Here is a 22,496-nt window from a genome sequence, read left to right as displayed (position 1 = left end):
TCAGGATGCGGCTTCGCGCTTTTCAGCGAGGTCGGCCGTGCCTCTCGCACGGGAGCGGCCGGCTCGCCGCTCCAGCACGGATCAGCAGTCGCAACCGCAGTCGCAGCAATTGCAATCCCCGCAATCGCAACAACTGCAATCACACCCGCCGCAATCTCCGCAATCTCCGCAGTCGCAGTTCTTGATCCACGCGTCCTTGCGTTCGCCCGTACACGGTTGCGTGTGGTCGGCGCAGCACGCGTAGCCGGTGCAGTAAGCGCCCAGGATGAGCGCGAGAGATTCACCGATGCCAGGGCGGCGGGTCGGCGGGCGGTGGCGGGTTCCGTGCGCGTGGGCGCGGATGTCGGCCCCTTCGGGCGACACCGAGCAAGTGTGGGCGGCGAACGCGCCGAGCCCGCCGCCGAGCCGCCGCAGCACCGCGGTCAGCGGGTCGAGCAGCATCCAGCGTACGGTGGGAACCCGGCTGAGTTCGGCCGCCGCGACGGCCGCGCGCAGGCGCGAATTCGACTGCCGCATCAGGTCGTAGGCCTCGGGCAGGCTGGTTCCAGTAGCCGCGAGAGGGTTGAAGCGGTCGTGGGCGGCGTCATCGTCATAGTCGGTTACGGCGTCGGCTAGATGCGCGATCCGGCCGAACTGCCATCCCGCCTCCCGCAGCGCGTCGACGTTGTCCGTGCGGTCGGCCAAGACAGCTGTGTGGGCGAAGAACTCCGACGCGCACAGCTGAGTGGGTGCGGTCAACCGGTCGATCGGGTCGGCCGACGGCGACATCGCGGAACGCCAATGCGAGGAATGGGCAAGGGATTCCGGCGCGAAACCAGCCCCGCCCACGGCGACCAGCTCCTTCGCCTCCTGCTCCAAACGCACCTGCGCGGCGAGCGCCGCGACGAGCGGTTCGACGTCCAGACCGATCCGGTCCGCGCCCGCGCGAGCCTCGCGGTGCCATCGCGTCGCGGCTTTCGCCAGCGGCCCGCGCGCGAGCGCGACCACCTCACCGTCGTCCACGTGATCGCGAATCTTGGCCGCAGCCAACAACAACGACGCGGTGGTGGCGAGCTGGACGCCGGGCGCGCCCGCGGCGACCACCGACGCGCGGCGCATTCCGCGCAGCGGGCACGGCGCCGCGGTGGTGCGTGCCGCCGGTCCGGACTGGGCCTCGGTGAGCATGCTCAGCACCAGCGCGTCCTTGTTGGTGGTGGCGCGGGCGAGCTGACCGTGCCCGTCGCGCAAGCCGAGACACAAACCGCACAGATGCGCCCGCCATTCGGCCGCATCGATTCCATACTTCTGAGCGCCGTGCGCACACGGCCTGAGCAACCCGAACAATTCCGCCCCGTTTCTCCCCGGCTCTTCGGACGAGCCGGTCCGCGCTGTGCGAACTCACGCACTTTGGCAGGGGGGCGGCGCGGAAGCAACCGATCCGGGCGATGGGCGGGCTACTCGGTTTTCTTCCGGCCGGCGAGACCGCGCCAGGCCAGATCGTCGAGCAGGTCGACGGCCTCGGCGACCTCGATCCGGCCGCTGGCCAGCCGGTCGGCGATGGCCTCGCCCGCGCCGATCACGGCGACCGCGACGACGTCGAAGTTCGTCCCCGGCTCGGCGTGCTTGGCGCTGGACTCCAGCAGTTTTGCGGTCAGCTCGATGACGCGTTCGCGCGCGTTCTCGATCTCCGAGGCGAACGCCTGCTGGCCGATGGCCTGCCGGTAGAGCACTTGCCAGGAGCGCCGGTTGCGGTCGACGAAGCCGAGGAAGCCCTCCAGCGCGGTGCGCACCTGCTCGTGCGGCGTGAGCAGCGGGTTGCCCGCGGGCGCGACGGATTCGATGAACCGCAGCCCCTCGCGCTGGATGCAGGCGCGGAACAGTTCGTCCTTGGAGCCGTAGTACAGATACAGCATCGGCTTCGAGATCTTCGCCTCGGCGGCGATCGCGTCCATCGACGTGTCGTGGAAGCCTTTACGCGAGAAGACCTCCACGGCGGCGTCGAGCATCTGCTGCTCGCGTACCGCCCGCGGAAGCCGCTTCGTACCGCCCGCCATCCACACTCCTACCACAGGTGAATCTCATATATTACTCCAAGGTAAGTTCCGGCGGTCCGATTTGCTCACCAGTCGCCCGACCCGACCGTGCGGCGCGCCTCAGCAGCGCGGCAACGCACCTTTGTACGCGGCCAACCGCAACACCGAAGCATCCACCTGGGCCATCGGCAGTCGCCCACTCGAAACCGCCTGCTCCAGCCGGTCGAGCACCTGGGGCACCGCGTCGGTGGTGATCCACAAGGCGCTGTCCGCGCCGGCGACCAATGCGGCCTCGACGGCGTCCTCGATCGACATCCGGCTGGTGATCGCGGCCATGCCACCGAGATCGTCGGTGAAGATCGGTCCCTGGAACGGCGCGGCTCCGTAGCCGGTGCCCTCGCGCAGCAAACGCATCGCTTCCGGGCTGATGCTGGCCGGGACGTTGGGTGTGGTCAATCCGGGCACGTCGAGGTGACCGACCATGACGGCCGCGCCCGAGCCGATCAGGTTGCGGAACGGCACCAGGTCCGTGTTCTGCATCTGGTCCAGCGGCGGGGTGCGCACCGCGCCGGTGTGCGAGTCGCCCGAACCGGATCCGTGACCGGGGAAGTGCTTCATCACCGTGCCGACGCCGACCTCGCGCATGGCGCGGATGTAGGCGTCCGCGTAGCGGGTGACCACGTCCGGGTCGTCGGAGAAGGAGCGGTCGCCGATGACGGAGTCGTCCGGCTGGGAACTGACGTCGACGTCGGGAGCGAAATCCACCGTCACACCGAGATTCTTCAGCGCGCGACCCCTGGTCAGCGTCGCACTATAAAACTCATCGGGGCTCATGGTCTGCGCCGTCTGCCGCGCCGAGGGCGCCGCGCCGATCAGGTCGCGCACCCGCGAGACCCGGCCGCCCTCCTCATCGATGGTCACTATCAGCGGCACCTTGGCAGCCTGCTTCACCTGCTCGATCTGGCCGGAGGCGAGCAGCGCCTGGTCGGTCCAGCCGCCCACGAAGATGCCGCCGATCTGCTCGTTTCGCACCACGTTCGTGGCGTCGGCCGCACCGGTGACGCCGACCGTCAGCAACTGGGCGAGCTTCTGGCGGGTGGTGAACTGCGCGAGGTATCCCGCGTTGCAGTCCGGCGGCGCCGAGCTGGTGACGGGGACCGCGGCGGTGGTCGCGTCGGTGGTGGTGGTTGTGCTCGATGGGGCCGACTCGGTGGAGCCACCGTTCGAGCAGGCGGTCGCGACCGCGGCGAGTACGGCGAGGACGAGCAGAGGCGTCTTCCGCATAGAGGTCAACCGTACTCGCCGCGACGTGCGCGACCGCAGTCGCTACGTCCCTACCGAGCAGGCAACTCGGGTGCGGCCGCGAACCCGCAGGTAGACCCCCGAAAACAAGCGCTCGACGCGGGCCTCCAGGGGTAATCTCGAGGTGTCGCCGTGCGTCCTTTCCAGGAGGTCATCGTGCCCTGCGATCTGATGCTCATCGCCTACGACGGCTCCGAGAACGCCAAGCGCGCTGTCGAATACGCCGGGCGATTCCTCACCGCCGACCGGGCCATCGTGCTCACCGCCTGGGAGCCCATGGTGCGGCAAGCGGCTCGCCTGTCCGGGCTGTCGGGAGTGATGCAACCGGAATGGGTGCCGGACGACGAGATCGAGGACATCGCCTACGTCGACGCGCGCGCCATCAACGCCGAGGGCGTGCGGCTGGCCGAACTGGTGGGTCTCAACGCCGAGGCGCGCACCGCCGAATGCGCCACCACCATCTGGAACGCCATCGTCGACTGCGCCGACGAACTGGACGTCGACATCATCGTGGCAGGCACCCGTGGCGCCACCGGCATCCGCGCGCTGCTGCACAGCAGCGTCGCGGACGCCGTCCTCAAGCATTGTCACCGCCCGGTCCTGCTCGTCCCGCCCGGCAAGAACTCGTGATCGCACTCGCGTGAGATATGGATCGCTCCACCGCTGTGGGGCGCGGCGACGGGGTTACGCGTACCTCCGCCTTCGCTCCGGCCATGCGCGGGCTGAGGACGGACCACGTCCGACCGCACCCACTAGGTTGGGGGCATGGATGGGTTCCTGCTTGCCCGGGCCGACGGGGTTGTTCGTGGTCACGGGACCCGGGTCTGCTTCGACGACGCGCGACGAGCGCGGGCGGCGCTGCTGGACGGCAGTGCGCGGCTGGTCGTCGGCGCGCTGCCCTTCGATCCACGGGAGCCTGCCGCGCTGAGCGTGCCGGAGCGCGCCGTGCACACCGCTGGTCCATGGCGGCCCGCCGCGTTGCCCGAGCTGCCGCCGGTGCGCGTGGTGACCGAGGTCCCGAGCCCGGCCGAACATGTGGCGCGGGTGACCAAGTTGGTCGAGCAGCTCAACGATCCCGCACAACCGCTGCGCAAGGTGGTCGCGGCGCGGTCGGTGCTGGCCGAGGCGCAGTCCGCGCTCGACCCGGAAGTCGTCGCGGGACACCTGCTGACCCGGCATCCGCACGCGAACGTCTTCGCGGTCGATCTCACCCCCGCCGGACGCCCCGGTGCGACGCTGGTCGGCGCGACGCCCGAAGTGCTGATCGCCCGGCAGGGCGACACGGTGACGCTGCGCCCACTGGCGGGCACCGCGCCACGGCGAGCCGATCCGGAAGCCGACGCCGCTCAGGCCGGGGAACTGCTGGCGAGCACCAAGAATCGGGACGAGCACGCCTTCGTGATCGACTGGATCCGCGAGCGGCTCGCGCCGATCTGCGCCGAGCTGTCGATTCCGGAGAGCCCGGAACTGATCAGCACCCATGAGGTGTGGCATCTGGCGACACCCGTCACCGGGCGGCTGCGCGACAGCACGATCACGGCATTGGACCTGGCGCTGCTGCTGCACCCAACGCCCGCGGTCTGCGGCACCCCCACCGACCTGGCGCTGGACACCATCACGCACCTCGAGGACGACCGCGGCTTCTACGGCGGCGCCGTCGGCTGGTGCGACGCCGACGGCGACGGCGTCTGGGTGGTCGCGATCCGCTGCGCGGAACTCTCGGCCGACGGTCGCGCGGTGCGGGCGTACGCGGGCGGCGGCATCGTCGCGGCCTCCGACCCGCAGGCGGAACTCGACGAGACCACCGCGAAACTGCGCACCCTGCTCGGCGCGCTGCACTGCGCTCTCCCCGCCCGCTGACGCGGCCGCTTTCCGGGCAGTCCGTCGGGCGCTCCAGCGTCGGCCGGGGCGCGTTCAGCGGAGATTCGGCGGCCTGAACGCATACAAATACCGGACGCCCTGCTAGGTTGGCCGGGAACGTGCCTGCATCGACGTATTGGAGTACCGCGATGAAGTTTGCTGTCCCGGGTGTTGCGAGTGCCGTCGCGGGCGCCGTGCTGGGCGTGCTCAGCGTCTTCCTCATCACCATGGCGGTCCAGCAGAACTCGCGGCCGGAGATCGATCGCAGCGGCGACAAGGACTCCTCGCTGCTGAACAACGTTGAGTACGGCAGCCGCTGACCCGCTGACCTCCGCTTCACCCGCCGACTCGCTCGGATCGTCCGCGGCGCCGGGGCAGCACAGCACCGCGCCGCTGGGCAGACGTTGGTTCGCCGCGACCGTCGTCGTGGCGTTCCTGCTGACCTTCGTGCAGGCGCCCGGACTCACGGTCGCCGACACGAAATACGACCTGGCGCAGAATCCGCTCGGCTTCCTGGAACGCGCGAGCCATCTGTGGAGCAGCCAGGCGCCGATGGGTCAGGTGCAGAACCAGGCCTATGGCTACTTCTTCCCGCACGGCGCGTTCTTCTCGCTCGGCCATCTGCTGGGCGTGCCCGCCTGGGTGACGCAGCGGATCTGGTGGGCGCTGCTGCTGCTCGCCGGATTCTGGGGGATCGTGCGCCTGTGCGAGGCGCTCGGCATCGGCACGCGCGGCTCACGCGTCGTCGCCGCGCTCGCCTTCGCGTTGTCGCCGCGAGTGCTGACCACCGTCGGGTCGATCTCCTCGGAGACGCTGCCGATGATGCTGGCGCCGTGGGTGCTGCTCGCGCCCGCCGCGCTCGGCGTCGCCGGGCGCGAGCGGCGGCGGGGCGGGGCCGAGTCCGCCGCGGGCAGTGCGCTGGCGCTGGCTCTGATGGGCTCGGTCAACGCGGTCGCGACCGTGGCCGCCTTTTTGCCTGCGCTGCTGTGGTGGGCGGCTGCTTCGCCTGTGACCGGCCGTGGACGGACTGCGTCCGACGGCGCCCGAGCGGGCTTCTCTCGCTACAACCAGCGTTGGTGGCGCTTCACCGCCGCCTGGATCCCGCTGCTGGTGCTGGCCACCTTCTGGTGGGCGGTGCCGTTGCTGCTGCTCGGCAAGGTGAGTCCGCCGTTCCTGGACTACATCGAGTCCTCGGGCGTGACCACGCAGTGGGCCTCGCTCGGCGAGGTGCTGCGCGGCACCGACAGCTGGACGCCGTTCGTCTCGCCGGAACGCATCGCGGGCGCGGTGCTGGTCACCCAGCCCGCGGCGGTGCTGGCCACCGGGCTGGTCGCGGCGGCGGGCATGGCGGGGCTGGCCCTGCGGTCCATGCCGTATCGCGGCAGGCTCGTCCTGATCCTGTGTGTCGGGCTGGTCGGCATCACCGCCGGGTTCGTCGGTGAACTGAGCGGACCGTTCGCGGAGTCGGTGCGCGTCTTCCTGGACTCCGGCGGCGCCCCGCTGCGCAACGTGCACAAGCTGGAGCCGTTGATCCGCATCCCGCTCGTGCTGGGGCTGGCGCAGCTGCTCGCCCGGGTTCCGCTGCCCGCCTCGGTACCGCTGAAGTCTTGGCGGAGCGCTTTCGCGCACCCGGAGCGGGACCGCGCGGTCGCGATCGCGGCGCTGATCCTCACCGCGCTGGCCCTGTCCACCTCGCTGGCCTGGACCGGCAAACTCGCCCCGCGCGGCGCCTACGACCGGGTACCCGCGTACTGGCAGCAGACCGCGGACTGGCTCGAGCACAACGCCGCCGATACGCGCGCCCTGGTGGTGCCCGGCGCGCCCTTCGGCAGTCAGGTCTGGGGACTCACGCGCGACGAACCACTGCAAGCGCTGGCCCGAACGCCGTGGGCGATCCGCGACGCGGTGCCGCTGAACCCGCCCGGCACCATCCGCGCGATGGATTCGGTGCAGCGGCTCATCGCCGACGGCAGGCCATCGGCCGGACTGGCCGCGACGCTGAGCGCCCAAGGGATCGGCGTCGTCGTCCTGCGCAACGACCTCGATCCGGAGACCTCCCGCTCGACCCGGCCGATGCTGGCCCATCAGGCGCTCGACGGGTCGCCCGGGCTGCACAAGGCGGCCGAGTTCGGCAACCCCATCGAATCGGTGGTGATCGCCGACGACCTGGTGGCCGACGGTGACCTGCGCCCGCCGTACCCGGCGATCGAGATCTACCGGGTGGACGCGCCGGGCCACGGGACACCCGCGGAAGTGCGTAGCGGCACCGGCGCGCCCGAGGCTTTCCCCGGCGCGTACACCGTCCCACTCGGAGACGTCCCGGTCATCCAGGGCGGCCCCGAAGTGCTCGAGCGGATGCGCCGCGATCCCGGCCTCGCCCGGACACCCGCCTTGCTCACCGCCGACGCGACCGAGGCCGGGTTGCCGCTCGGCCCGGTGACGGTCACGGATACGCCGATGGATCGCGAAGCCGATTTCGGCCGGGTGGACAACCACAACTCCGCGTTGCGCGCACCCGACGACGCGCGCCGCACCTTCAACCTGGTCCCCGACTATCCGGTGTCAGGCACCGAATTGGTGCGCGGCGAGTGGTCGGGCGCCACTGTCACCGCGTCGAGCTCGGCCGCCGACGCCACCCAGCTCGGCGGCGCGGCCCCGGGAAGTTCCACCGCGGCCGTCGTCGACGGCGATCCGTCCACCGCATGGATCAGCAACGGCACCGAGCACGCCCTCGGCCAATGGCTCCGGCTCGATCTCGACCACCCGATCAAGGCCGGGCAACTGAACCTGACCACCAGTTCGGCCGCCATCGGCGACCCGGTCAAATGGATCGAGGTGCGCACCGCGAACGGCACCGTTTCGGTGCGGGTGCCCGAACCCGGTGCGCCGGTCTCGGTTTCGCTCCCCGCAGGCCGCACCGAGTGGCTGAAGATCACCGCGATTCGCACCGAGAACGGTTCCTCGGGAGGGCAATTCGGGATCAGCGAACTCACGCTGGACGATTACTCGACGCGCAACGCGCCCGTCCGCGTCGACATCAGGCATCGCACCGTGGTGCCGTCGGCTCCCGCGGGCGCACCGGTGCGGGGATGGGATCTCGGTCAGGAATTCCCCGGCCGCAGTGCCTGTTTCGACGCGCCCGACCGGGTGCGTTGCAGTAAAGGTCTCGCCTTGGCCCCGGAGGAACCGGGGGCGTTTCAGCGCACGCTGACCGTCCCGGAACCGATGTCGGTCGCCCCGGAACTGACCGTCCGAACCCGGCAAGGTCCGGCACTGGAGGCGCTGCTCACCGACCACGCCAGGCCGGTGGCCCGGGGCAAGGCCGACGTCGGCGACCTGCGCGGGGCCGCATTCGCCGCGACCGACGGCGATCCGCGCACGAGCTGGACCGCACCGGAGGACTCGGTCCGCGAGCCGACCGCAGGCAGGCCGACGCTCACCCTCGAGTTGCCCGAGCCCACGCTGGTGACCGGCCTCGAACTGACTCCCTCGCTCGGCGGTCTGCCCGCCGCGCCCACCTCGGTGACGGTCAACCTCGGCGACGGCCCGCAGGTGCGCGAGCTGGACGACGACGGCCGGGGCGCGCCGACGCGGATCTCCCTGCATCCCACGGTGACCGACCGCATCGAGTTGAGCATGCGGACCTGGCAGCCGGTGCTGGACAAGACCGCGCTGGGTTTCGTCCAGACCCAGCCGCCCGGACTGGCCGAGGTGACGGTCATCGGACCGGACTACCCGGAGGCCGCCGCGCTGGACCGCGAGATCACCGTGCCGTGCGCACTCGGCCCGACGATCGACGCGGGCGGCCGGACGCTGCGCACCACGGTCACCGCCACCGTCGGCGAATTGCGGTCCGGTGCGCCGGTTCCCGCCCGGGTGTGTACGGACGAAGCGGACACACCGGAGCTCGCGTTGCCGCAAGGCCGGGCCGACGTGGCGGTCGGTCCGACCGACCTCTTCTTCGTGGATCGCCTGCGCCTGAACCGAACCGGGGCGGAAGCCGCCGCCGCACCGCCGACGAACGCGGGTGACCGCCTGCTCGTGCTGCCGCTGAGCACCAATGTCGGATGGCGCGCGACCAGCGCGGACGGGCGCGTGCTCGAACCCGTGGTGGTCGATGGCTGGCAGCAAGCCTGGCTGCTGCCTGCCGATGCCACCGGCCCGGTGACGATCACCTTCCCGGTCGACCGGTGGTATCGCCTCGCCATCTTCGGCGGATTGCTGCTGCTCCTTCCGCTCGCGGTGCTGGCCGTTCCCCGCCGCGCGCGGCCTGCCGCGGGTATGCCTACCGACCAGGCGAATTCGAGCACCGAAGTGCCCGGCACCTGGGGCCGTCGCTGGATGGGCGCGATCGGGCTCACCGGCGCGGCCACCGTGATCGCAGGTCCGGTGGGTGGTGCCGCCACGGTGATCGCCTTGGCCGCAACGCGTTTCACGCGATTTGTCACACCGCGCGCGCTCGTCGTCGTCGCGGGCATGGGCACCATGCTGTCCGCTGCCGCGCTGTCCACGGGCCCGTGGCGTTCGCCCGACCGTTATATGGGCGGCTCCGTGCTGGTGCAGCTGCCCGCGGTGCTCGCGATCATCGCGGTGGGCATCGCGGCGCTGCCTCGGCCGAAACACGCCGATCGGCCCGGCGCGATCCGGCCGGACGAAACCGATCCGCCGACCGGAGAGCACTGACCCGCGGCCTGCGCGCCGGCCGGCGACCTCGGCCCGCGCGAACGCGCGGCGGCGCCGCTGGACAAGACGCCCATTCGCCGTGCGCCGCAACGGCACCCGTTGCTAACGTGACCACGCGTGAACACCTGTGCCGAATGCGGTTTCGTCTACGACTTGGCTTCGGCGGCCGACGTGCCGTCGCTGGCGCGGGAGCACGCCGTGGAATACGCCGACCTGCTCGGCGCCGACAGCGTCAAGTTGCGCGAGCGCGGCAAGCCCGATGTGTGGTCGCCGCTGGAGTACGCCTGCCATGTCCGGGATGTGCTGCTGGCCCAGCGCGAACGCGTGCTGGCCGCTCGCCGTTCGGACAACCCGCCCATCACCGCGATGGGCCGGGACGAACGAGTCGAGCACGACGGCTACGCCCAGCAGAACCCCGCCGACGTGGCCCGCCAGATCCGTGACGCCGCCCTGCTGTTCGCCAACGTGCTGGAGCGACTCGGCGACGACGATTGGGAACGCACCCTCGGCTTCCCCTACCCCGAACCCGCGGATCGCTCCCTGCGCTGGCTGGCGGTGCACACCCTGCACGAGCTGCGCCACCACCTGATGGACATCCACCGGCAACTCGACGGCTGACTTCGAGCGGGACCCGCCGATCAGGGCGCGGGCTCGGGTTCGGAGCTCCGTCGCACCCGGTCCCGGCGGCGAGCCCAGCGCCGCACCGGCTCCTCCACCAGCGCATAGCTGGCCGCGGCGACCGGAAGGGTGATGGCGACCGTGAGAACAAGGACGTAACCGAAGTCGCCCTGGAAGGGCAGGATGCCGAACACCGGGAAGACGATCGACAGCACCGCGAGGTGCCAGATGAAGATGCCGTAGGACCAGCGTCCGAGCGTCGCGGCCACCGGCGACTCCAGCCAGCGATGCCCGCGCGCGTCCGGGTCCCGCAGCACCAGCGGCGCGAGCAGCGCGAAGCCGATGATCGCGCCCAGCCCCATCTTCACCGCGTACTGCCATGGTTCGGCCCGGGTCAGACCCGCCGGACCGGCCAGATCGGTAGCCGCGAGCAGGAAGGCCACCGCCGCGACGGCCCACATCAGGGGCTGATTCCCGCCAAATTTCCACCAGCGTGATAGCCGAACGCTATGTTCGGCGAGCTCCGCGAGGAGCATGCCCGCGGCGAACCAGGGCAGATATCCGGGCAGCCAGTTGTCCGCGTGGATCGCGTCGGGTGTCGGGACCGGAATGAAATTCCAGCCGAGACTGATGAGGGCGACGGCGACCAGCACCGGCACCCGCCACCGCGCCGCCGGTCCGCGCAGGCGCACCAGCGCGAACGCCAGCAACGGCAGCACCAGATAGAAGGCCACCTCCACCGAGAGGCTCCACATCTGCGTAAGGCCGTCGGTGAGCGTCAGCGGCACGAATACCTGCAACAGCGCCAGGTTCGACACCCAGACCCGAAGGCCCGCGGTTCCGGCGGCGCTTGGCAGCAGCACCAGGACCGCGCACACCACCACCCAGTACGCGGGCAGGATGCGGGCGGCACGATGCCGCAGGTAGTAGCCCACGGGCGGAGCGGTGTCGAGTCCGCGCGCCGCCGCCGCGTGCGGACGCCAGAGCAGGAAGCCGGACAGTGCGAAGAACACCGCCACCGCCATGTCGAACCGGCCCCACACCCGTCCGACGACCGGCGTGCCCGCTGCGCCGGTCTGGAAGGCGACATGGGTCAGCAGCACACCGAGCGCGGCCATACCGCGCATGCCTTCCAAGGCAGGCACGAACGCGCGGGGGCGCACCCGTTCGGTCGCGGGCGCGGTGCTGGGCAGGGTTGCGGTCATCGGGCTCCAGTCTGCCTCGGCAGGTCCACAGTTGATAACCCGACGTTTCAGATTTCGCGCTAGACTCGGGCGATTTCTCGGCCGTTTCCGGCCTCGACGCCGCATGGTACGACATCGGACTGTTAGTGTCGGGGCTCACGAGTGCCGCGGCGTGCCCGCAGTACTCGCCGGAGCGACCTGTGTTCTACGACGAGGAGAGTTTGCATGGCACTGAGTGCCGGTACCAGAAGGACGGTGGCCTGCCTGCTCGTGGGTCTCGGCGCGTTGCTGATCGTCGCCGCAATCATGATCCCGACCTACACCGTCGACAAACTGGCGAAAACTCCCCTCGACTTGGAGATCACCACTATCGCGACGAACCAGCAGAATGAGGACAGCCTGGTACTCGACTCCAAGTCGCTGACCGCTCCGGAAGGCTCGGCGAAGGTCGACACCAACGTCCCGCTGGTCTCGCAGCGCTTCCTCACCGTCGAGGACCCGGCCGACGCCCACCAGATGACGGTGCAGGCGGGCCAGACGCTGCGGCGCATCGACAAGCAGGGCGACACCGGCCTGCTCACCGCGACCGTCGACCGGGTGACCATCGACCGGGTGACCGGTGAGCCCGTCAGCACCCAGCCGAACGGTTCGATCGCGGTGACCGCGAACCTGGAGGGCCAGAGCATCGCGGAGCCGGTGCAGCACACCGGTCTGCAGTACCGATTCCCGATCGGCACCGAGAAGAAGACCTACCCGTACTTCGATCTCAACGTTCGCAAGACCTTCGACGCGAACTTCATCGAAGAGACCGAGATCAACAACACGAAGGTCTACCACTTCCAGATGTCGGTGCCCGCCACCAGCCTCTGGGACGTCGTGCAGGCGCCGACCAACCGGCTGAGCCTGCCCGCCGCCAAGTGGGGCGTCGAGGGCGGCGATGCCCCGGTGACCATGACCCGCTACTACACCAACACCCGTGACCTGTGGGTGGAGCCGCAGACCGGCACGGTCGTCAAGGGCGGCGAGGCGCTGCACCTCTACTACTCGCGCACCGCGGACAAGCCGGAGGTCACCGCGCTGAAGTCGCACCTGATGTTCGACGAGAACACGATCGAGTCGCAGCTCTCGGTGGCCAAGGAGAACATCGACAAGCTGTCGCTGTACGGCCGGATCCTGCCGATCATCCTGGGCGTCCTCGGTGTGATCGCGCTGATCGTCGGTGTGGTTCTCGGCATTCGCGGCGGCTCGGCTCCGACGCCCGCGCGGGCGGGCGGGGCCCCGTTCCAGCGTCCGGGCGGTTCGGCTCCGACCAGCCCGGCCCCGCGCGTCAACCGCGGCGCCGACGACGCGCCGACCGAACAGATTCGGATCGATAAGCAGCCCTGACCGGCTGAGCGTTCCTGAATTCGGCTCCCCCGCCCTCCGGCGGGGGAGCCGAATTCGTTTCGGTCAGCCGACCGGGCGCAGCGGTTCGGGGCGCGCCGTGTGGTCGGCCGCGCGCAGGACCATGACGGCGACCACGACGGTGGTGGTGGCCGCGACCGATACCGCCGTGGTGATCAGCGCCGGAATCGAGCGGGCCAGCGACAGCATCAGGGTGACTTCGACAACCAGGCCCAGCCAGGTGACCAGTGCGAGGGAAGTGCGGTCGACGGCGATGGCCGAGAGCACCGCGCCTTGCAGCACGGCCAGCAGCGCGCCGTGCAACGCGAACAACCACAGCAGGCCCTGGATCGGGGCGTAGTCCTCACCCGCGAGCAGCGGGGCGAGCGGCGCGGCCAGCGCGGCCCCGAGCACGGCGACGAGACCGATGCCGCTGAGCACCGCCAGCGCGGCCCGGATCGCGCTCGCCGAGTGCGTCGGCTGCGCCATTCGCGGATAGAGCACGACACCGACCGCCTGCGGCAGCCAGAAGGCGATCTTCGTGGCGATGGTGCCGAGGGCGTAACGGCTGGCGTCCACGTCGTCGAGCACGATCCGGACCACGATCAGGTCCGCCGACGAGAGAGCCATCATCGCCGCCTGCACCTGGGCGGCCCGCAGGACCGGCAGCACTCCGGGCGCGGAGACCTCGCCGGGTTCGTTTCGGGCGCGCTCGGACGGCGCACCTGCGACGATCCTGGCCAGCACTGCCGCCGTCGCGATGCCGCATGCGGCGGCCCACAGCGCGATCGTCGCGCCGCCGCCCAGCGCGAGGATTATCAGCGCGGGCGCGACCCGGGCGACCCCGGCGGCGCCGAGCACGACTCCCAGCGCTCGAAACCGCTTGCTGCCCTGCAGCACGCCCTGCTCGCCGGACAACAGCACCAGCGCGGGCGCCGCGCCAAGTGCCGCCGCGGTGGCGGCCACTCCGGCATGCAACGTGACGGCGACCAGCGGCACCAGCACCGCGGCCACCAGGGCGACGATCACCGCGCAGCGCCACTGCAGCCCGCGCAGCGCCGCCGTTCCCGCGCCGCGAACGAGTTCCCTGGCCACCACGTTCTGCAACGCCAGCGCGGGCACCGCGCACAGCAGCTGGACGGCGAGCAGACTCGCGAACTCGCTGTACCCGGTGACGCCCAGCCACCGCCCGGCCAGCAGTTGCAGCAGATACCCGGCGACGTTCGCGGTCATCGCACCGGCCGTCACCCACGTCAGATCCGCCACCACAGGAAACCGACGGACAGCAGACACGCCGCCCATCGTCCCACTCGCACGGACCACCGCCCGTCGCGCCCCGCCGGACCTGGGACAGGCAATGCGCTCGCCGGCGTCCCGACAGTTTTCGGCCTCGACAGACTCGCGACCACACAGCACCCACCCTGGTCCTCGTCATCCTCGCGGCAGCACATCACCCCAGATCAGACGGTGCGCCCGCCAGCTGATACCGGAGTACGGCCGGCTGCGACGGCGCTGGTACACAGCACCCCCGCGGTCCCCCCGGATTCAGCCGTGACATTTCCGCGCCGACGCCGCTGGATCGGCGGCGGTGGTGGCCGGGACGTACAGTGCTCAGGCGTGAGCGGGAGCAGTCGGACTCGAGCGGTGGTCGCGGCATACAGCGCGGCCGGTGCGCTGCTCGTCGCGGGGCCGTTGCTCGCGCCGGGGTATCTGTTGTTGCGGGACGCGGTGAGCACGCCGCGCAACTATCCGACCGACGCGGCGCTCGGCCTCGGCGACGCCGCGCCACGGGCGGTGCCACAGGACGCTCTGCTCGCGGCGCTGACGTCGTTCGCGGACGGCGGGCTGGTGGTCAAGGCGATTCTGCTCGTCGCACTGTGGGCCGCGGCGTACGGAGCGGCGACGCTCGCGCGTGAATTGCTGCGCGCGTCGCTCGGCCCGCAACTGGTCGCCGCGACGGTCGCGTTGTGGAATCCGTACGTGGCCGAGCGGCTGCTCCAGGGACACTGGAGCCTGCTCGCGGGCTATGCGGCGTTGCCGTGGACAGCGCTGGCCGCTTACCGCCTTCGAGGTACGGCCACTGCGAAGCGACGCCGACGGATCCCTTCGAACACACCCGCCTCGGCCGACACCACCGAGTCCACCCCGCACGGCGATCCGCTGGGCACCCCGGACACAATCGATCACCCCAGCGAAGCGCCTGCTGACATCACCGGTAACGGCCCGCGTTCCGAAACAGCTGTCCCATGGGAAGCGCCGGCGACTACGCACCACGTGTCCGATCGTGCGAGCGGAGTCGCACCGACCGAGGGCCGTGAGCACACCGGGTCGACCGGCCGAGCCGAACCACCACTGGCTACGCGTCACCCACCCGGACACCCCGGCGGGGTAGCGGCAGCCGAGCCCCACTGGCAACCAGCCGCGCCCGGCTCCTCCCATCGTTCCGACGACACCGCTCCGGCCGATTCAGCCGAACATCCGCGCAACTCCGTACCAACCGGCACGGCGGGCGAAGGCGGGCCGAATCGGCTCAGCGTCACAGCGGCGCCGCGCGCGACCGTCCGAACGGCATCCACCTGGGCGGCCCTGGCCGGATCGCTCGCAGCGGCCGGACTCACTCCGACCGGAGCGCTGCTGGCGGGCGTGACCGCTTTCGCCCTGGTCCATCGACGTCAACTCGCCGCGACGTTCGTCCTTTGGCTGGCCGCCTCCGCGCCATGGCTGGCCGCGACCGCGCTGTCCGGCGCGGGCGCGGAGCCATCCGATCCCGCGGGTATCGCGGCCTTCGCCGCGCGGGCCGAACCCGGTCTGGGCACGCTCGGGAGCCTGGCCGGTCTCGGCGGGATCTGGAACGCCGAGGCGGTACCGGACTCGCGCACCACACCGCTGGCGGCGATCGGCACGCTGGTACTGCTGGCGATAGTCGTGCTGGGCGTGCGCTCCGTCGCCACCGGCGGCCCCGATCCCGACAACCGCCACGTCCGCCGGGCATTGCTGCTGCTCGCCGTGATCGCGATCCTATTCCCCGCGCTCGGCGCGACCACGTGGGGCATGCACGCACTGGAATGGCTGGTCGCCCACGTTCCCGGCGCGGGTCTGCTGCGCGACACCCAGAAGTACGCGGCCTTGGCCATGCCCGCTTTCGCGTTGTGCGCGGCGGCGGGGTGCGTGGTGACGGCTCGGCGTCTTTCCCGCGCGGACGCGACGACCGCCCGGCCCGCGACGGCGTCTCCGGCCACGACGGCAACGGTCACAGCGGTATTCGTGGCGCTTATGGTGTTGCCGCTCTACGACCTCGCCTGGGGCGTCGGTGGAGCCGTCCGGCCCGTGCACTATCCCGCCGGCTGGCAGCAGGTCGCCGCAAGGATGGACGGTCCGGGCGACGTCGCGGTGCTGCCGGGCGGAATGTTCCGCAAGTTCCGCTACAGCGGCGCGGCTCCCGTGCTCGACCCCGCCCCGCGCATGCTGCCCAACGACGTCTTGCAGACGGGCGAACTCCCGGTGCGCGGACGCACCGTCTCCGGTGAAGGCGCCCGCGCACGAGAAGTGGAGAACCTGCTGCTCCACGGCGGCGCGCCCGCGGACCTCGCCCGCCTCGGCGTTGGCTGGATCCTCGTCGAACGGACCACCCCTGGACCGGTCGGCGCATCGGCGTCGACTCTCGCCCAGGTCGAACAGGTCTACGAGGACGCGGACCTGGCGCTGTATCGCGTGCCCGGTGTCGTCGAGCGCGGTACCTCGACGACCACACAACGCTCCGTCGCCGCCACGGCCCACCTGCTCTGGGTCGCGGTGCTCGTCGCAGGCACACTGACCGCTCTCGGCGCACGATTCCGCTCGCGATCACGGAACTGACGCACGATTTCAGTCCGCTGTCCGCGGCGCGATCAACCCGCTCGTGTGCTCGCCGCGGGCGGCCGCCGCCAATACTTCGTAGACTCCGTTTCCGGTTTGCTCCCAAGAGAATTCGCGCGCGCGGGCGCGGGCCTTCTCCCCCATGACCGTGCGCGCGCCGGGATCGTCCAGCAGGTCGCCGACGGCGTCGGCCAACTGGGCTACGTCGTCGACCAGGATTCCGGTGGCGCCGTCCACGATGGAATCGGTGAGCCCGCGCGAGCTGCGATAGCCGACCGTCGGAACACCGTGCTGTGCCGCCTCGATCACCGCGAGCCCCCACCCCTCCTTCCGGGAAGGCAGCACATGCACCCAGGCGCGCGCGAGGAGTTCGTGCTTGCGGCGCTCGTCCACGTGCCCATGGAAGGTGACGGCGTCGGCGATACCGAGTTCGCGGGCGTTGTCCCGCAAGTTGTCCGCCCACCAGCCGCCGCCGATCACGTCGAGGCGCAGACCTGGGATGCGGTCGCGCAGCCGGGCCACGGCCGCGAGCGCGTCCTCGATCTGCTTGTGCGGCACCAGCCGGGACAGCACCACGACAGTTGGTGTGGGAGTGCGGGTTTCCGCGGCGCCGGTGGGTGCGTCCACTGGAACAGGTTCGGCCCCGTTGCGAACCACCGCGATTCGGGAGCGGTCCACACCGAGGGTGGCCAGCTCTTCCGCCGACGGCAGGGAAACGGTCAGATATTGATTGCGGCGGTGTACGCGGGGCGACAGCCACGACTCGATCCACCAGCCGACGCGGCCGACCAGCCGGCCCGCGACCGGCCACTGCTCCCGGTGACCGTGGTGCACCAGCACCACCGACGGGGCCGCGGTGACGGCGGTGGCGAAGAACGGTATGCCGTTCTGGGTGTCGATCACCGCGTCCGGCCGCACGCCGCGCAACGGGCCGAGACCGATCCTGCCCAGCAGGAGCGCGGCCAGCGCTCGCGGGTACACCGTGTAGCGTCCGCCCGCCCTGCTGATGGTGATGCCGTCCACGTGTTCGCGCCGCGGCGCCCCCGGATAGCGGGCGGTACGGAGGGTGACTCGAACCCCGCGTGCCGCGAGCTGCGCGCCGACCTGCTCGAGGTACCGCTCGCTGCCGCCGCCCTGTGGGTGCCCGGTGTCGCGCCAGCAGAGCAGGAGGACTTCGCGCACGGTGGAGCTTCTCTCGGTCAGTAGGTCCCGGTGGGAATGTCGGACGTCGCGCTACACCCTATCCCGAGCACCCGCCCGAGCAGGCCGGCATCCGGGTTGTGCGAGACTCGGCGCCGTGCTCAAAGCCGCGAAGACGCCGACACGCAGGAGTTCGCCTCGGTTCGCCCGCCGGGCGACCCTGCGCCGGTCGCTGCGACTGCTCGGCAGTTTTCGGTTCGAGCAGACCGACCCGGCCCTGTTCTACGGAGGTCTGGCCGCCGACAGCGCGGCGCTGATCGCCGACTTCTACGCCGATCTCACCGGCCGGTCGCTGGACGGGGCGACGATACTCGACGTCGGCGGCGGTCCGGGCTACTTCGCGGACGAGTTCGCCCGTACGGGGGCTCGCTACATTCCGGTGGAGCCCGATCCGACGGAGATGCACGCCGCGGGCCTTTCCGTGGCGGGCGCGGTCCGCGGGTCCGGGATGGCGCTGCCGTTCCGCGACGACGCGATCGACATCTGTTTCTCGTCGAACGTCGCCGAACATGTCTCGAAGCCGTGGGTGATGGCCGACGAGATGGTGCGGGTGACCAGGCCGGGCGGGCTGATGGTGCTCTCCTACACGGTGTGGCACGGCCCGTTCGGCGGCCACGAGACCGGGCCGTGGCACTACCTCGGTGGCGAGTACGCCGCCCGGCGGTATCGGCGCAAGCACGGGCGCGAACCCAAGAACAGGTTCGGCACGTCGCTGTTCGCGGTGCGGGCCGCTGACGGATTGCGCTGGGCGGCACGTACTCCGGCGGAGGTGCACACGGTCTTCCCGCGCTACCACCCCCGCTGGGCGTGGTGGTTGATCCGGGTGCCGATGGTGCGTGAGTTACTTGTGAGCAATCTGGTCGTGGTGGCAACCAAAAGTTAGCCGAAGTACGGCTCCAGCCATCCGCGGCGCCAGTGCCGCTTCCCACAGGGAGCGTGCACGGGCTCGCTCCACGGCGATTCGCGCATCGCCAACCCGACGGTCTCGAGCGTGGTGAGCCCGACCAGGTCGGCCAGCATCCCTACGGCGGCGACCGCCTCCGCGGCCTGCATAGCCGCCGTCGCCTGCTCGATTGTCAGGGTGCGTCCGGGTAGGAACGAGACCACCCACCCGCCACTGCCGACACTCTTAGCCTGATGCTCGGTTTGATCACTGGTCATCAGCGACCGGCCGATCACTTGCACCGCCATGACTCGGACTCCCCAGTTTGCGGTAACGATTCGGTAATGGAGCGAGCTGATATGTCGATACAGCATCCCCCTTCCAGCAACAGAACGCAATAGTGCGTTCTGCGAAAAGCGAACCGAGAGGTCGGGATTCAGACTGGCCAGGGCGCCGCCGGGCCGTAAAACTGGAACAGGTTACAGACAATGCGGAGGCAAAACTGTAACGTGTTCTCATGCACTACGACAGCTTGTTCATCGGCGGCCGCTGGACCGCGCCAGCCACCGCCGAGCGCATCCAGGTCATCTCGCCGGCCACGGTCGAGCCGGTGGGCAGCGTCCCCGCGGTGAGCCGGGCGGATGTCGACGCCGCGGTCGCCGCGGCCAGGCACGCCTTCGATCACGGACCGTGGCCCGCCACGCCCCCGAAGGAGCGAGCCGAGGTACTCACCCGCGCCGCCCGGCTGATCGAACAGCGTTCCGCCGATCTGCTCGCCGCGCTGACCGCCGAGGTCGGCGCGCCGCAAATGATCGCGATGACGCTGAACCAGCTGCCCGCGGTCGCCGCACTGGACGCCTACGCGGCCCTGGCGGAGTCCTTCCCGTGGTCGGAGACCCGGGTGGGCGGGTTCGGCACCACTCGGGTCACCCGCGAGCCGCGCGGTGTCGTCGCGGCGGTGACCGCGTGGAACGTCCCTCTGTTCCTCGCGGTCAACAAGCTCGCGCCCGCCCTGCTGGCCGGTTGCACCATCGTGCTCAAGCCCGCCCCGCTGACTCCGCTCACGGCGAACCTGGTCGCCGACATCTTCACCGAGGCGGGCCTGCCCGAAGGCGTGCTCTCGGTGCTGCCCGCCGAGCCCGACGCGGCCGAGTACCTCGTCTCACACCCCGGCGTGGACAAGGTGACCTTCACCGGAAGCACCGCGGTCGGCCGCAAGATCGGCGCCATCGCCACCGGTCAGCTCAAGAGCGTCTCGCTCGAACTCGGCGGCAAGTCGGCGGCGATCCTGCTGCCCGACATGGACGTCGCGGCCAATATCCCGGTGCTCGCGTTCTCCGGCCTGATGAACAGCGGGCAGGGCTGTGTCGCGCAGACCCGCATCCTCGCCCCGCGCAGCCGGTACGACGAGATTCTCGACGCGCTGGTCGAACACGTGAAGACGATGAAGGTGGGCGACCCGAACGACCCGAGCGTGCAGCTGGGTCCGCTGATCTCCGAACGCCAGCGCGATCGGGTCGAGGGCTACATCGCCAAGGGCAAGGCCGAGGGAGCGCGACTCGTGCTCGGCGGCGGTCGCCCGGAGGGGCTGGACCGGGGCTGGTTCGTCGAGCCGACGATCTTCGCCGACGTGGACAACAAGTCGACCATCGCCCAAGAGGAGATCTTCGGACCGGTGCTTTCGGTCATCCCGTACGAGACCGAGGACGAGGCCGTGGCCATCGCCAACGACTCGGTCTACGGTCTCGCGGGCTCGGTGTGGACGACCGATATCGAACACGGCGCCGAGATCGCGGCGCGGGTGCGCACCGGCACCTACGCGATCAATTGGTACGCGTTCGATCCGAGTTCGCCGTTCGGCGGTTACAAAGCCTCCGGACTCGGCCGCGAGAACGGCCCGGAGGGTCTCGATTCGTTCTGCGAGCAGAAGTCGCTGCTCATGCCGCTCGGCTGGACCGGCTGATCACTCCGGTGGCATGACCACACGCAGCAGCGGAGCACGGTTGCCGTAACGCCGGGGTGGTGCGTCGACGATCTCGACGCGCCACCCGGGCGGCAGCACCGCGCGCAGCCGTCCCGCGGCCCGGCGCAGCGGGGTACTCACGGTCTCGAACTCGAATTCGGCCACCATCGGGGCAACCGACATCGTCATCTCCGGATCGGCCATGCTCCATCCACCTCTCGCGTCGATCTCGCCGTGCGCCGCGGCATCGCGGGTCCGATATCGGTAGGGAAGTCGTTCAGTCGATCAGTTAACCGCCAGTAATCCGACTGGGTGATGCGGAAGGAAGAACACGCCAAGCATAGGTTACGAATACACGAAATCTCTCGACAAGATCATTACCCCCTTTCCCATCCGGCTAAACCGATCGGTCCGTGGGAATTTCGCGAACTAGAGTGTGACGCGGGACACCGATCCGACCGCCCGACTCCCGAGCGCCGAGGTCGGCACAACCGAATCATCTCCCCCGCAAGGTCATTCGCCGTACCAGGCACTTCACCCCGGTGCGTTCACCGGCCCAGCGACCGGCGATACGCGGCCGGTGTCGCGCCCGTCGCCGCACGCAGGTGCGCCCGGAGCGCGGTGACGCTGCCGAACCCGGCCTTTACCGCGACGACTTCCACTGGCAAACGCGTGGTTTCCAGAAGCTCGCGCGCCCGTGCGGTGCGCTGGGCATCCAGCCACCGCCGCGGCGTGGTGCCGACTTGCGCCTTGAAACGACGGATGAAGGTCCGCTCGCTCATCAGCGCGTGCGCGGCCAGCGCCGAAACGTCCACCGCCGCAGCTGGTTCCGCCACCGCCCAGGCCATCGTCGCGGCGAGACCGCCATCGGTACGCGCGGCGGGTGCGTCCGGAATGTATTGCGCCTGACCGCCTTCCCGGTGCGGCGCGGTGACGTTCCACCTGGCCAGCTCCGCCGCCGCGTGCGCGCCCAGCTCGCGGCGGACGATGTGCAGGCACAGATCGAGACCCGCCGACAGCCCGGCCGACGTCAGCACGTCACCGTCATCGACGTAGAGGGCCGTCGGGTCCAAACGCACCGCCGGATACAGTTCGGCGAACTCGTCGCAATAGGCCCAGTGCGTAGTCACGCGTCGTCCGTCCAGCAGCCCGGCCTCGGCCAGGACGAACGCGCCGACGCAGATGCTCACCATGGTCGCGCCCCGCGCGGCCGCGCCGCGCAATGCGACGAGCGCCTCCCGTGGGGTGGGCAGGGTCGGGATACCGATGCCGGGCACGACGACGACATCGGCTTCCGCCAACGCCTCCAGCCCGTGCTCCACGCGCAATTCGAAGCCGTTGGGTGTCCACACCGGACCGGGACGCACCCCACAGGTCCGCATCTCGAACCCGGACGGCTCGCCGGTCTTGCCCGGCCCGTGCCGGAACGCCTGAACAGCACAGGCCAGGTCGAAGGCCATCACCCCGTCCAGCGCGAGCGCCACGACTTGCTTCATCGTCCCCAGTTTGGCACGAATCCGAGCAATACTGTCATTTCCGCCACTCGCCGCGGA

At 70.4% G+C, this 22,496-nt stretch carries 18 protein-coding genes; 9 read left to right on the top strand and 9 right to left on the bottom strand.

Annotated features, from left to right (window positions below):
* Nucleotides 1–81: 81 nt before the first annotated feature.
* From ACIHAX_RS07040 to ACIHAX_RS07030, 3 genes are all read right to left on the bottom strand, one after another.
* Complete coding sequence (locus tag ACIHAX_RS07040) at nt 82–1,314, bottom strand: DUF5685 family protein (RefSeq protein WP_355072099.1); 1,233 nt, start codon at nt 1,312–1,314, stop codon at nt 82–84.
* 119 nt (nt 1,315–1,433) lie between these two features.
* Nucleotides 1,434–2,033, bottom strand: coding sequence for a TetR/AcrR family transcriptional regulator (locus ACIHAX_RS07035; RefSeq protein WP_040870930.1), 600 nt, complete (start codon nt 2,031–2,033; stop codon nt 1,434–1,436).
* A gap of 99 nt (nt 2,034–2,132) precedes the next feature.
* Nucleotides 2,133–3,296 (bottom strand): glycoside hydrolase family 3 N-terminal domain-containing protein, encoded by a 1,164-nt coding sequence (locus ACIHAX_RS07030; protein WP_355071361.1) that lies wholly within the window; start codon nt 3,294–3,296, stop codon nt 2,133–2,135.
* A gap of 174 nt (nt 3,297–3,470) precedes the next feature.
* On the opposite strand from ACIHAX_RS07030, the gene ACIHAX_RS07025 reads away from it, so the two are divergent.
* The 5 genes from ACIHAX_RS07025 (at nt 3,471) to ACIHAX_RS07005 (ending at nt 10,475) form a co-directional block, all read left to right on the top strand.
* Entirely contained in the window at nt 3,471–3,944 is a 474-nt protein-coding gene (locus ACIHAX_RS07025) for a universal stress protein (RefSeq protein WP_364424870.1), read from the top strand.
* Between the two features lie 135 nt (nt 3,945–4,079).
* Nucleotides 4,080–5,174, top strand: a complete 1,095-nt coding sequence (locus ACIHAX_RS07020) for an isochorismate synthase MenF (RefSeq protein ID WP_397276239.1) — start codon at nt 4,080–4,082, stop codon at nt 5,172–5,174.
* Between the two features lie 149 nt (nt 5,175–5,323).
* Nucleotides 5,324–5,494 carry a DUF2613 domain-containing protein gene (locus tag ACIHAX_RS07015; RefSeq protein ID WP_083880942.1) on the top strand — a complete coding sequence of 57 codons (171 nt, stop codon included), beginning with the start codon at nt 5,324–5,326 and terminating at the stop codon, nt 5,492–5,494.
* Nucleotides 5,475–9,857 (top strand): alpha-(1->3)-arabinofuranosyltransferase, encoded by a 4,383-nt coding sequence (locus ACIHAX_RS07010; RefSeq protein WP_397276237.1) that lies wholly within the window; start codon nt 5,475–5,477, stop codon nt 9,855–9,857. Before ACIHAX_RS07015 ends, ACIHAX_RS07010 begins: the two co-directional genes overlap by 20 nt.
* 117 nt (nt 9,858–9,974) lie before the next feature.
* Nucleotides 9,975–10,475 (top strand): DinB family protein, encoded by a 501-nt coding sequence (locus ACIHAX_RS07005; RefSeq protein WP_397276235.1) that lies wholly within the window; start codon nt 9,975–9,977, stop codon nt 10,473–10,475.
* 20 nt (nt 10,476–10,495) lie between these two features.
* On the opposite strand, the gene ACIHAX_RS07000 is transcribed toward ACIHAX_RS07005, so the two are convergent.
* A complete protein-coding gene (locus ACIHAX_RS07000; RefSeq protein ID WP_355071358.1) occupies nt 10,496–11,680 on the bottom strand; it encodes an acyltransferase in 1,185 nt (394 codons plus the stop codon).
* A 204-nt stretch (nt 11,681–11,884) separates the two neighbouring features.
* Between ACIHAX_RS07000 and ACIHAX_RS06995 the strand changes: the two genes are divergently transcribed.
* On the top strand, nt 11,885–13,045 hold the full coding sequence (locus ACIHAX_RS06995; protein ID WP_397276232.1) for a DUF3068 domain-containing protein: 1,161 nt from the start codon (nt 11,885–11,887) through the stop codon (nt 13,043–13,045).
* 63 nt (nt 13,046–13,108) lie between these two features.
* Here the strand turns inward: ACIHAX_RS06995 and ACIHAX_RS06990 are convergent, their stop codons facing one another.
* Nucleotides 13,109–14,344: a polysaccharide biosynthesis protein gene (locus ACIHAX_RS06990; RefSeq protein WP_355071355.1), complete on the bottom strand. Its 1,236-nt coding sequence runs from the start codon at nt 14,342–14,344 to the stop codon at nt 13,109–13,111.
* A gap of 315 nt (nt 14,345–14,659) precedes the next feature.
* Here ACIHAX_RS06990 and ACIHAX_RS06985 point away from each other — a divergent pair, with 315 nt between their 5' ends.
* Nucleotides 14,660–16,897 carry a hypothetical protein gene (locus ACIHAX_RS06985; protein ID WP_397276230.1) on the top strand — a complete coding sequence of 746 codons (2,238 nt, stop codon included), beginning with the start codon at nt 14,660–14,662 and terminating at the stop codon, nt 16,895–16,897.
* Between the two features lie 9 nt (nt 16,898–16,906).
* Here ACIHAX_RS06985 and ACIHAX_RS06980 read toward each other — a convergent pair whose 3' ends face one another.
* Nucleotides 16,907–18,079 carry a glycosyltransferase family 4 protein gene (locus ACIHAX_RS06980; RefSeq protein WP_364424766.1) on the bottom strand — a complete coding sequence of 391 codons (1,173 nt, stop codon included), beginning with the start codon at nt 18,077–18,079 and terminating at the stop codon, nt 16,907–16,909.
* Nucleotides 18,080–18,194: 115 nt separating this feature from the next.
* Between ACIHAX_RS06980 and ACIHAX_RS06975 the strand changes: the two genes are divergently transcribed.
* Nucleotides 18,195–18,980 carry a class I SAM-dependent methyltransferase gene (locus tag ACIHAX_RS06975; RefSeq protein ID WP_355071349.1) on the top strand — a complete coding sequence of 262 codons (786 nt, stop codon included), beginning with the start codon at nt 18,195–18,197 and terminating at the stop codon, nt 18,978–18,980.
* Here ACIHAX_RS06975 and ACIHAX_RS06970 read toward each other — a convergent pair.
* Nucleotides 18,977–19,288 carry a hypothetical protein gene (locus tag ACIHAX_RS06970; RefSeq protein WP_355071348.1) on the bottom strand — a complete coding sequence of 104 codons (312 nt, stop codon included), beginning with the start codon at nt 19,286–19,288 and terminating at the stop codon, nt 18,977–18,979. The genes ACIHAX_RS06975 and ACIHAX_RS06970 overlap by 4 nt on opposite strands.
* A gap of 209 nt (nt 19,289–19,497) precedes the next feature.
* Between ACIHAX_RS06970 and ACIHAX_RS06965 the strand changes: the two genes are divergently transcribed.
* Nucleotides 19,498–20,943, top strand: a complete 1,446-nt coding sequence (locus ACIHAX_RS06965; protein WP_355071346.1) for an aldehyde dehydrogenase — start codon at nt 19,498–19,500, stop codon at nt 20,941–20,943.
* On the opposite strand, the gene ACIHAX_RS06960 is transcribed toward ACIHAX_RS06965, so the two are convergent.
* Together ACIHAX_RS06960 and ACIHAX_RS06955 are read right to left on the bottom strand one after the other, a co-directional pair.
* Complete coding sequence (locus ACIHAX_RS06960) at nt 20,944–21,147, bottom strand: hypothetical protein (protein WP_356962979.1); 204 nt, start codon at nt 21,145–21,147, stop codon at nt 20,944–20,946.
* Nucleotides 21,148–21,491: 344 nt separating this feature from the next.
* On the bottom strand, nt 21,492–22,448 hold the full coding sequence (locus ACIHAX_RS06955) for a GlxA family transcriptional regulator (protein WP_397276355.1): 957 nt from the start codon (nt 22,446–22,448) through the stop codon (nt 21,492–21,494).
* Nucleotides 22,449–22,496 lie beyond the last annotated feature (48 nt).

The sequence above is a fragment of the Nocardia sp. NPDC051929 genome (assembly GCF_044548645.1).
In the GTDB taxonomy this organism is placed as follows: domain Bacteria; phylum Actinomycetota; class Actinomycetes; order Mycobacteriales; family Mycobacteriaceae; genus Nocardia; species Nocardia sichangensis.
The sequence above is the reverse complement of the archived record's forward strand: the minus strand, read 5'-3'. Positions and strand labels throughout refer to the sequence as shown.

Bases quoted from the DNA above. Each gene is read 5' to 3' on its own strand.
- ACIHAX_RS07035 (WP_040870930.1), bottom strand. From the start codon at position 2,033: ATGGCGGGCGGTACGAAGCGGCTTCCGCGGGCGGTACGCGAGCAGCAG.
- ACIHAX_RS07030 (WP_355071361.1), bottom strand. From the start codon at position 3,296: ATGCGGAAGACGCCTCTGCTCGTCCTCGCCGTACTCGCCGCGGTCGCG.
- ACIHAX_RS07020 (WP_397276239.1), top strand. From the start codon at position 4,080: ATGGATGGGTTCCTGCTTGCCCGGGCCGACGGGGTTGTTCGTGGTCAC.
- ACIHAX_RS07015 (WP_083880942.1), top strand. From the start codon at position 5,324: ATGAAGTTTGCTGTCCCGGGTGTTGCGAGTGCCGTCGCGGGCGCCGTG.
- ACIHAX_RS07000 (WP_355071358.1), bottom strand. From the start codon at position 11,680: ATGACCGCAACCCTGCCCAGCACCGCGCCCGCGACCGAACGGGTGCGC.
- ACIHAX_RS06995 (WP_397276232.1), top strand. From the start codon at position 11,885: ATGGCACTGAGTGCCGGTACCAGAAGGACGGTGGCCTGCCTGCTCGTG.
- ACIHAX_RS06990 (WP_355071355.1), bottom strand. From the start codon at position 14,344: ATGGGCGGCGTGTCTGCTGTCCGTCGGTTTCCTGTGGTGGCGGATCTG.
- ACIHAX_RS06970 (WP_355071348.1), bottom strand. From the start codon at position 19,288: ATGGCGGTGCAAGTGATCGGCCGGTCGCTGATGACCAGTGATCAAACC.
- ACIHAX_RS06965 (WP_355071346.1), top strand. From the start codon at position 19,498: ATGCACTACGACAGCTTGTTCATCGGCGGCCGCTGGACCGCGCCAGCC.
- ACIHAX_RS06960 (WP_356962979.1), bottom strand. From the start codon at position 21,147: ATGGCCGATCCGGAGATGACGATGTCGGTTGCCCCGATGGTGGCCGAA.